10 protein-coding genes are annotated in these 8,394 nt (G+C 54.2%); 8 read left to right on the top strand and 2 right to left on the bottom strand.

Annotated features, from left to right (window positions below; genetic code table 11):
- Positions 1-215 precede the first annotated feature (215 nt).
- A complete protein-coding gene (locus PN477_RS17130; RefSeq protein ID WP_272117958.1) occupies positions 216-806 on the top strand; it encodes a DUF4230 domain-containing protein in 591 nt (196 codons plus the stop codon).
- Between the two features lie 62 nt (positions 807-868).
- Here PN477_RS17130 and PN477_RS17125 read toward each other — a convergent pair whose 3' ends face one another.
- Entirely contained in the window at positions 869-1,525 is a 657-nt protein-coding gene (locus tag PN477_RS17125) for a hypothetical protein (RefSeq protein ID WP_272117956.1), read from the bottom strand.
- Positions 1,526-1,897: 372 nt separating this feature from the next.
- Positions 1,898-2,113, bottom strand: a complete 216-nt coding sequence (locus PN477_RS17120) for a hypothetical protein (RefSeq protein ID WP_272117955.1) — start codon at positions 2,111-2,113, stop codon at positions 1,898-1,900.
- A gap of 308 nt (positions 2,114-2,421) precedes the next feature.
- Here PN477_RS17120 and PN477_RS17115 point away from each other — a divergent pair, with 308 nt between their 5' ends.
- The 7 genes from PN477_RS17115 to PN477_RS17085 all read left to right on the top strand — a co-directional run bounded on the left by PN477_RS17115 (position 2,422) and on the right by PN477_RS17085 (position 8,188).
- Positions 2,422-3,165: a precorrin-2 C(20)-methyltransferase gene (locus PN477_RS17115; RefSeq protein ID WP_272147494.1), complete on the top strand. Its 744-nt coding sequence runs from the start codon at positions 2,422-2,424 to the stop codon at positions 3,163-3,165.
- Positions 3,162-4,505 (top strand): energy transducer TonB, encoded by a 1,344-nt coding sequence (locus tag PN477_RS17110; protein WP_272117951.1) that lies wholly within the window; start codon positions 3,162-3,164, stop codon positions 4,503-4,505. Before PN477_RS17115 ends, PN477_RS17110 begins: the two co-directional genes overlap by 4 nt.
- Before the next feature lie 7 nt (positions 4,506-4,512).
- On the top strand, positions 4,513-5,541 hold the full coding sequence (locus tag PN477_RS17105; protein ID WP_272117949.1) for a bifunctional heptose 7-phosphate kinase/heptose 1-phosphate adenyltransferase: 1,029 nt from the start codon (positions 4,513-4,515) through the stop codon (positions 5,539-5,541).
- Positions 5,535-6,245: a dethiobiotin synthase gene (gene bioD / locus PN477_RS17100; protein WP_417158844.1), complete on the top strand. Its 711-nt coding sequence runs from the start codon at positions 5,535-5,537 to the stop codon at positions 6,243-6,245. Before PN477_RS17105 ends, bioD begins: the two co-directional genes overlap by 7 nt.
- Before the next feature lie 102 nt (positions 6,246-6,347).
- Positions 6,348-7,304, top strand: a complete 957-nt coding sequence (locus PN477_RS17095) for a phosphoribulokinase (protein WP_272117945.1) — start codon at positions 6,348-6,350, stop codon at positions 7,302-7,304.
- Between the two features lie 174 nt (positions 7,305-7,478).
- Complete coding sequence (locus PN477_RS17090) at positions 7,479-7,799, top strand: hypothetical protein (protein ID WP_272117943.1); 321 nt, start codon at positions 7,479-7,481, stop codon at positions 7,797-7,799.
- Positions 7,718-8,188, top strand: a complete 471-nt coding sequence (locus PN477_RS17085) for an HNH endonuclease (RefSeq protein ID WP_272117941.1) — start codon at positions 7,718-7,720, stop codon at positions 8,186-8,188. The genes PN477_RS17090 and PN477_RS17085 overlap by 82 nt, the downstream gene beginning before the upstream one ends.
- The last annotated feature ends 206 nt before the right edge of the window (positions 8,189-8,394 follow it).

The raw sequence follows: 8,394 nt of genomic DNA, 5'->3' as shown, positions 1-8,394 counted from the left end.
TTGATGTGCCTCCTTGTTCATAGGTTTCGACAATTTTTTTGCGAAAATCTAGAGAGTAACGACTCATGAGATTATGCTATGCTCATCTATAACATTGATTCTCCAATTGTAGTGTACCTTGTATTATAAGTAAAGGCTGTAATGCAATCGAAATATTCAAAAAAATATGGGATTATGTTAAAAGAAACCTACCTCTCATTATCTACACTGTATTATTGACAATTGCTTTTCTTTCATTTGTTTTGTATACCAATAATCCTCTTCACTCAGACGCAAAAATAAATCCAAGATCTATTGTTGTTAAAGCTGTTCGTGATGTTAGTGAATTAACAACGGCTGTTTTTGAAATGGAAACCATTGTTCCAGTACAAGAGCGAGTAATGGCATCAACAAGCAAGCTCTTGTACATAGCACATGGAACAGTTCGAGTTGGTATTAATCTCAGTGAGTTTGGAGAACAGAGTATCAATGTTGATGAAGTCGAAAAGTTGATTGACGTAATTTTACCACCTCTAAAAATATTAGATAGTAAGCTTGATGTTGAGCATTCTAAAGTCTACAGTTATGAAAAGGGTTTCGTGGTCGGCCCAAATCCAATTGAATTAATCCCTGAGGCTCAAAAAAACGGTATCCAAAAGGTCAAACAAGCAGCTTGTGAACCTTGGCTGATCAGTGTTGCAACTGAACGTGTAGAATCAACAATTTCCAACTTACTTAGTCAAAATATACTCACAGGTAAAGGGTACAGTATAAATGTAAAATCATCTGATTCATCTCGAACTATTTGTAGTGAAACTCAAGAATAAACCTAAGGCAAATAAGGTTTCCGAGTTCCTTTTCTTTGTCTATTTTCAGGGCTTTGAAAATCTCATGGAGAGAAATCAACAGTAAACGAGGCGAAAAATCGCTCGGTTTCCGTGGTGCGATCGCGCTCCGGGGCGTGGAGGACACCGAGGATATAGAGGCGCGTCCCGACGAGATAAAAGCGATAGGTGATCATCTGTTGGGGGCTGAAGAGGACGAATTGCCGACCGGGAAACGCGCCGAGGGGCATGGATTGATCTTGGGCGATCGCCCAGTCGGTATCCTGCACCATGTAGTCGCGGAGTTCCGTGAGGCGTTGGGCGGGGGTGGCGGTGGGGGTGGCATAGTCAGCAAAGGCGACTACATATTCCGTCTGGTCGTGGGTGGCGATCGCACCTTGGGCCGTGAGGGTTCCGCTGGGGAGAGCGAGGGTGATCGGGTCTTGGGGGGTAACGGGGGACGGCACAGCGATGCGAAACTGACCGGGGGCAGAGGTGACCACCAACCAGATCGAGTCTGGGCGCGATCGCAGTACCGATTCCGGTTCGGGTTGGTTGAGGCGATCGATTTCCGTTTCGAGGCGATCGCGCCCCTGTTCAAAAAAATCCGGGTCGTTGAGGCGTTGGCCGACCGTTTCAGAGACGAGGGACAGCGCGATCGCCCCGCCACCGATTAGCCCCAACCCTAACCCCCGTAAGATTCCTACCCATCCCTGTACCATCGTCCCGCTCCTCAATCTGCGATCCATCCTTTCCCTAGTTTTACCCTGTGGAGCCAAAACCCTGGCCAGACTGTTGGCGATCGCGGCCATCGCCGGAGCTTTTTTAGTCCAGTTAAGTTAGGCGGCTCAGGCTGATCGATTGCGTCGCGCCTCACTTGATTAACGATCAGGTTTGGTCAATGATGCGCTTTACGGCCCACCAGGCAAACGCAGCAAAGGCAATAATCAGGAGGAATATTGATAATCCTCCGTTGGATGTGAGTGTCGTTGCTAACAGGAAAAACAGCAGTCCGGAGACCATGTTTCCAATCACGACTCCCAAAACGATAGTTTCGAGGGTAACGGGTTTTTGTCCCGTAGGCTTGGGTTTGCTCATGAGCGGCGACTAGACAGAATGCCAGCGATGATTAGCCAGAGAAAGAACGCACCGACAGCCGCCTCTTCTGCCCAAGGGCTACCGTAATATCGATACCAGCGTGACAAGGTTTCGAGGATTGCTAGGATGGAGATGATGATCCAATCCAATCCCTTAAACAGCAAATAGGTGACGGCTCCGACACCAACAGCCTGAACAAAGACATTATTCATCAATTTGCGCCTCTATTTTTGAGGTTCTAACGTGATTACCTGACCAAGATGATCGTTTTTATTTTAAAACAGGTCGTCTGAAAAGTTTTCTCGGTTAAGCCCCAACGGACGAGCGAGTACAGCCAAATTCTTAAACATTAAGTCCGCTGATTCATAACGAGCCGTTCAGCCATCTGTTTCTGGGTCAAGCCTAACTGATTCCTGATCTGAAAAATCTTGGTTAGTCTTGGCGATCGCGGCCATTGGCTCTATCCTGATCGGTTAAGATGAAGCCTGAAATTATTGCAGTCCCCATTCCTCCCACGCCCTTGTCCCCTGTCGCCTCCCTCGGTCATCTCTACGGTATCAGTGTCGGTACTGGCGACCCTGAGCTAATTACGCTCAAAGGGTTGCGGCTGCTGCGTCAGGCTGATGTGATTGCCTTTCCGGCCGGTCTCCACCAAAAGCCCGGTATCGCTGAACAAATTATTACCCCCTGGTTTACCCGCCAACAACACCTGCTCCCCCTCAATTTTCCCTACACCCGCGACGAAGACACCCTCATGAACGCTTGGCAGCAGGCCGCCGATCAGGTGTGGGACTACCTAGCCCAAGGTCAAGATGTGGCCTTTGCCTGCGAAGGGGATGTGAGTTTTTACAGCACCTTCACCTACCTCGCCCAAACCCTGCGGGAACACCATCCAGAACTGGTGATCGAAACCGTGCCGGGGGTGTCGTCGCCCTACGCCGCTGCTGCCACCCTGGGGATTCCCCTCACCTGTCAGGGGCAGCGATATGTGGTGCTGCCGGCATTGTATCGGGTGGCGGAGTTGGAAAAGGTGTTGCAGTGGGCCGATGTGGTGGTGCTGTTGAAGGTGGGGTCGGTGTATGGGCAGGTGTGGCAGGTGTTGCGGCAGTGGGAACTCTTGGATCGCAGTTGGGTCGTAGAACGGGCAACGATGCCGGATCAGCAGATTTATGACGATTTGCGCGATCGCCCCACGCTACAATTGAGCTACTTCTCAGTATTGATCATTCATAATCGACCTGTCGCTCCTGATCATTCGCTATGACCCTTCCGTCAATTTGGGCAATTCTTGCCAGTAGCATCCGTCAACCCACGGCGATCGCGGCCTATGCCTCGGTGGGAATGCACGCCATGCTCGGTGTGGCGTTGCCCTCCCTGCCGTTTTTTGCCGATGGGCCCCTCCTCAGTGGCGAGGGCGGAGCACCGCGCAATCAGGTGGGCATGGTGGAACTTTCCGCCCAGGATTTCAGCCGCCTGCCCCTGGCCGTGACGATGCCCACCTCGGCCAATGCGGGGTTACCCGATCTTGCGGTGCGATCGCCCCAATATCCCATCCCTGACCTCAACCAACTCCCCAACTCCCCAATCCGGAGCAATCCATCGTCCCGACCGCTTCCGGGGCCGCAACAGTCCCCCCAGAATCCGAGATCGACGGCCGCCATTCCCTATCAATACCCGATCCAACCCATCCCCAATAATTCGGGGGGCGGCGATCGCCCCCGCCCCTTACCGGAACGCCCCAGTAAAACCATTGTTCGCCCCCCTTCGCGCCTCAGCCCCACCCCCGACCCCAACAATACCGCTCGTCCCAACCCGCCCCAATCTCCCTTTGATATTGCCAATGCGGGCGAGGATTTTCGGTTGAGGGAATATGAAAATCCGGGAGATCAACTGCCGCAGCCTCGACAATTGGGCATTGCGGCGATCTTTAATCAACCCAACCGATCGCGCCCCGAAAAAACCGCCGAAGGCAGTGGCGTGGCCACGCCCCCAGCCGAGCCAGGGACTGAGACTAATCCGAGCGAAATTGCCGCTCAACCCAGTACCCCCGAAAATCCGGTGCTGCGGGATATTCAAGCCCGCCGCGACAATCTCCGGAGCAATCCCATTGATACCACCGATGCCGAGGCTGAAGAAAATAACGCCCAGTGGCTGGCCTCGGTGACTGCCCGACCCCGCGCCTTGGAGATTCCAGGTCAGTATCCAGAGGATGCCTGTTTGCGGCGACTGTCGGGGACGAGCATTTATGGCGTGGAGGTGCAGCCCGATGGGACGGTCACGAATGTGGAGTTGATTCGCAGCGCGGGCCATCAGATTTTTAATGATCAGGCGCGATCGCAAGTCACAAGCCTCGGCTTCCCCAGCGTCAACCGCCCTACCCCGTTTAAAATCACCGTTCCCTTCACCTACGATCGCAACCAATGCCCCGGTTTAGCCGTTCCCGCTCAACCTGAACCCAGTCCGAGTCCATCCCCAGACGCAGATGTCAACCCTGAACCCCGTCCTGATCCAGCGGCTCGCCCCAATTCAGCAGCCAACCCCGATCCGGAACCCGACGCAAACCGTGAGCCAGACGCATCCCCCGATGCTGATCCTGTAGAATAACGCCCCTATGACTACCCCGGCCTCGTTTTTAGATCACCTGCGGGCAGCACAACCCCGCCTCCATCGGTTGCTCGATCGCTTTGTAGAACCCACAGTGCTGGTGGTGGGGGATTTAACCTTAGATGAATTTCTCACCGGGCAAGTGGAGCGCATTTCCCGCGAAGCTCCGGTGCTGATTTTGCGCCACGAGTTTACCCGCCAAATCCCAGGGGGCGGGGCCAATGCGATCTATAACTTGGCCAAACTGGGGGCCAAGGTGAAAGCTGTGGGCATCATCGGGAAAGATGTGCAAGGGGAAGCGTTGCGGGATATTTTCGCCGCTGCGGGGATTGAGACGGCCGGGATGGTGGTTGATTCGAGTCGGCCAACGGTGACGAAAACCCGGATCGCGGGCCATGCGCGGCAATCGGTTACACAGCAGGTGGTGCGGGTGGATCGTAAATCCGATCATCCCCCCAGTTTAGAAGTACAGCTTCAGTTAGCAGCGCTGATCCGAGACCAGCAGCAGGATGTGGATGCGGTGGTTTGTTCCGACTATGGCGAGGGGGTATTCTCGGCTCCGGTAATTGAAGCGGCCCTCCAGCACGATCGCACCATTATCGATGCCCAAAAAGACCTCCCCCGCTACCAAGGTGCGACGATCTTCACCCCCAACCTCCCAGAAGCTGAAGCCGCTGCCGGGTATCCCCTCCCCGACACCGCCAGCGTGGAACGTGCCACCCAGGATCTACGCCGCCTCACTCAGTCCCAAACGATGCTGATCACGCGGGGGGATGAGGGGATGACCCTGTGCGATCGCCATCAAACCCTCCACCATATCCCCGCCTTCAATCGCACCGATGTTTTCGACGTGACCGGCGCAGGCGATACCGTCGTCGCCGCCCTCACCCTCGCCCTTTGTTTAGGGGCGACGGAATGGGAAGCGGCGGTGTTGGGCAATCTCGCCGCGAGTATCGTCGTGCGTCAATTCGGAACCGCCACCACCAACATTGACGAACTGAAAACCGCCCTCGACAATCTTTGTACTGAATTATGAGTTTGATCATCACCGGAACCGATACCGATGTGGGCAAAACCGTCCTCACTACCGCCCTTGTGGCCTATTGGCAACAGTACCGCGACCCCCAGAGCTTGGGCTTGCTGAAGTTGGTGCAGTCGGGCCTAGGGGATGGGGAACTTTATCGCCAACTGTTCACCCTGCCCCAAGACCCTGATACCCTTGTGCCGTTGCAGTTCGCCGCCCCGATCGCGCCCCCCTTGGCCGCCGCCGCTGAAGGTCGCACCGTGGATCTCGCCATCGTCTGGCAAGCCTATCAACAGTTACGCCAGGCCCATGGGTTCGTCCTCGTGGAAGGGGTCGGCGGCTTGGGTTCACCGGTCACCAATGAACTGACGGTGGCGGATGTGGCGGCGATGTGGCGCTGGGAAACGGTGCTAGTCGTGCCGGTGAAACTGGGGGCGATCGCGCAGTCTGTGGCCAACGTTGCCCTAGCGCGATCACACCATCTCCCGATCCGGGGCATTGTCCTCAGTTGCACCCAACCCGTCACCCCGGAACAGGTGGCCCAATGGACTCCGATTCCCTTAATTGAATCCCTCACCCAAGTGCCGATCCTCGGTGTGCTGCCCCATCTGAGTGAGCGCGATCGCCATGATGTCGGCCAGTTAGCTGCGATCGCCACTCAACTCGATCTTGAACGCCTTTGGCCCCTACGCCCGGCCACACCCGCATCCCGTTGAATCCGATCATCGCCCTCAATTCTGCTCATATTCACCGAACAACCGTTGCACAACTTGATACAGTGAACGGATATTTATTCAATCTAGAGAGTAGAACGAGCTATGAGCGAACGTCCGATCATTTTGGGCATTGTTGGGGACAGTGCCGCCGGAAAAACCACCCTCACCCGTGGGATTGCCCAGATTCTAGGCGAAGAAAATGTCACCGTCATCTGCACCGATGACTACCACCGTTACGATCGCATCCAACGTGCCGAAATCGGAATTTCTGCCCTCGCTCCAGACTGCAACTATCTCGACATCATCCAACAACACCTCAGCCTCCTCCGCACCGGGCAACCGATCCTCAAACCGATCTACAACCACGACACCGGGATGTTTGACCCCCCGGAATATATCGTTCCCCGCAAATTCGTGATCGTCGAAGGTCTCCTCGGCTATTCCAGTCGTGCCATGCGAGACAGCTATGATGTCAAAGTCTACCTCGCCCCGCCTGAAACCCTCCGCGCCACCTGGAAAGTTAAACGCGACACCCGCAAACGAGGCTACACCGAAGAAGCCGTCATCGAACAACTGCGCAAACGCGAACCCGACTCCGAAGCCTACATTCGCCCCCAACGCCAATGGGCGGATGTGGTGGTTTCCTTCTATCCCCCTGCCGACGAGTCGAGCGCCGATGACCTCCTGCTCAATGTTCGCCTTGTCCTGCGCCCCACCATTCCCCACCCGGACTTTAGCGACATTCTCCACGCCCAAGGGAATCACCTCGGCAACGCCATCCGCCTCGAACTGGATCGGGACATGGGCAAACCCGTTGATGTGCTCGAAATTGACGGTCACGCCACCGCCCAACAGGTTCAAGAACTCGAACGACTCCTCTGTACTGAAGTGCCTTACTTGGGCCAGTTTTGCAGCTTGACGGGCAACGATGCGATCGGGAATCTCGTCGGCACCACGGGCGAAATCCTCCAAAGTTACCCCCTCGCCCTCACCCAATTATTGATCACCTATCACATGCTCAAAGCCTCGAAACTATCCGGCTTATCCGGCGTTGCTTAAGCCAATCCACCAATCCCGGCAGATCTGTCGGGATTTCTTTATGCAAAGTTAAGCGATCGCGCCATGGGAATCATCGGGCGGTGTGGGGTTTATCGGTGGCGATTGAATGCCCTGGATGCTCTACTTTTCCTCAACAGTATAATCAGAACATAATCATTCATCCGTTTAAACACCATGCAAGCTCAACGAATGGTGCGCCCCTCCAACTTTCTCAATGCAGGGATTGTCTTAGAACAATTTGGAGATGTTCAACTCTTTAAATTCTCGGAAGCACTGCACGAGCGTCGCCATGAACTCCTTGAGAAACACAAGCAAGCGCCCCTGAATCCTGACGAGGCGGCGGAATATGCAGGAATCTGTGACCTCGATCGCATCTTCACCCGGATCAATGCCCAACTTGCTGCTGCTGCCCAATGGTGTCCCCTCAATCCCGACAACTCACCCGTCACCGCGCCCAGTTCCGCTGTGAATATTGCCACTCCCCCGAATATTTAAGTGCTGATCGGTTTCATATTGACCATCTTCAGCCTGTTTCCTTGGGTGGCTCAGATGAATTGGAGAATCTGGCCTTGGCTTGCAGTCGATGTAATCAAAGACGCTCTAATGCCATTCTGGGCATTGATCCAGACAGTAACACCGAGGTTCCCCTCTTTAATCCTCGTCAACAACGTTGGCAAGCTCACTTTATTTGGACAGTCGATACGCTCAGAATCGTTGGACAAACTCCGATTGGCCGTGCCACTGTTATAAAACTTGATTTGAATGATGAGCGTTATTCAGGGGAAGATTCTATCCGTCAGGCACGTTGGTTTTGGCAACAAGGAGGTTGGCATCCACCCCACACTGATCCCGTTCAATCGGAGTCGTTATCACCAGATGCGTAAACTTCGCATGGGCGGATCTCATCCGCCCATGCCCCGAACTATAACCCAAAGGCGGCGGGGGCGATGTTGAGGCGAGAATGTAGTACGGATTTTGTGGAGAGTGTGAGCCAAGAACTCATTTTTCGAGCACCAGGCATCGAAAAGCCAGACCCTGCATAACTTCGTGGGAATTAACGAGTTAATGATTCTTGAAAAAAAGTCTGTAA

This window comes from Spirulina subsalsa CS-330 (genome assembly GCF_028330765.1).
GTDB lineage: Bacteria > Cyanobacteriota > Cyanobacteriia > Cyanobacteriales > Spirulinaceae > Spirulina > Spirulina subsalsa_A.
Note: the sequence above shows the minus strand (reverse complement) of the source record. Positions and strands in the feature narration are given on the sequence as shown.